Annotated in this window: 1 protein-coding gene; it reads left to right on the top strand. The window is 30.3% G+C overall.

Annotated features, from left to right (window positions below; all coding sequences use genetic code 11):
• The first annotated feature begins 52 nt into the window (after positions 1 to 52).
• Positions 53 to 1,464 (top strand): IS3 family transposase gene (locus tag E0K96_RS12040; protein ID WP_087298016.1). Its coding sequence is split into 2 segments (ribosomal slippage): positions 53 to 562 and positions 565 to 1,464, totalling 1,410 coding nucleotides; the frame shifts between segments, so codons are not numbered across the junction.
• Positions 1,465 to 1,507: the final 43 nt, after the last annotated feature.

The following is a 1,507-nucleotide window of genomic DNA, read 5'->3' as shown; positions in this document are numbered from 1 at the left end:
TGAAATGAACCCCGTTATTTGGACACCCAAATAATGGAGGTTCATTTTTATTATGGCAAAACTTACAAGAGAACAAAAAATAGAATTATATGTAAAACGAAAGCAAGGACAAACTTTACCATCATTATCTAAAGAATATCAAATAAATACTCGTAATGTTGAGTATTTAATTAGATTGATAGATAAGCACGGCTTTGATATTTTGAATTCTGGAAAAAACAAATATTACTCGCCAGAGTTAAAATTAGAAATCATCAATAAAGTCATTATTGATGGTCAATCAACAATAAGTACTGCTATTGAATATGGTTTAGGTTCAACAGGTATATTGTCTAACTGGATTCGCTCGTATAAAGAGAATGGATATGTTATAGTAGAGAAAACGAGAGGAAGGCCATCTACTATGAACAAAAAAGATCAATTCAATAAAAAATACGAAGATATGACACCAGAAGAAAAAATCAAATATCTTGAAAATAGGAATCAGTATTTGGAAGCGGAAGTTGAATACCTAAAAAAATTGAGAGCTGCAGTTCAGGCAAGGAAGAATCGACAACCGAAGAAAAAGTAGCGGTAGTTTGTGAGCTGCAGCGTAAATATCCACTAAGGATTCTTCTTGAGATATCCGGATTAAAACGTTCAACATATTATTATACGTTATCCAAGACTCATAAAGATATGAAAAATGATGAAATAATGAACATTATTATCGATATCTTTTATACGCATAAAGAACGTTATGGTTATCGCAGAATAGCTTTAGAATTAAGAAATATGGGATATGTGATCAATCATAAGAAAGTCAAACGATTAATGACTGTAATGGGATTATATGCCAAAATGCCAAAAGCAAAATATAAATCATATAAAGGTGATATGAATGGTACAGTAAAGAATCTGTTACTTGATAAAGTGGTTGATGAAGAAAATCATAAGACATATTATAAGAGAAATTTTGATACAACAAGCTGCAATGAAATATGGTCTACAGATGTATCAGAATTTCATATAGCAGCCGGTAAACTTTATCTATCACCAATATTAGATTTACATAATCGAGAGATAGTATCTTTCAATATATCAACAAGTCCAAATTTTGAACAGACAAAAGATATGCTTAATAAAGCTTTTGATAAATATGATAACTTGAATAATCTTATCATTCATTCAGATCAGGGTTGGCAATATCAAATGCAGGGTTACCACAAAATGCTAGAGGAAAAAGGAATTCAACAGTCAATGTCAAGGAAAGGAAACTGTTTAGACAATTCGCCAATGGAGAACTTCTTTGGAAAGATGAAAAATGAAATGTTTTATGGGTATGAGTATACATTTGAAACATTAGATGATTTAAAAATTGCGATGGAAGAATATATCGAGTATTATAATACTCAAAGAATTACAGTAAAATTAAAAGGATTAACTCCTGTTCAATACAGGGAGCAATCCTTATTAACAGCTTAAAAAACAAATTTTAATAAGTGTCCAACAAATTGGGTTCACTTCA

Source organism: Massilimicrobiota sp. SW1139 (assembly GCF_012027715.1).
Lineage (GTDB): Bacteria > Bacillota_I > Bacilli_A > Erysipelotrichales > Coprobacillaceae > Allocoprobacillus > Allocoprobacillus merdigallinarum.
The sequence above is the reverse complement of the archived record's forward strand: the minus strand, read 5'-3'. Positions and strand labels throughout refer to the sequence as shown.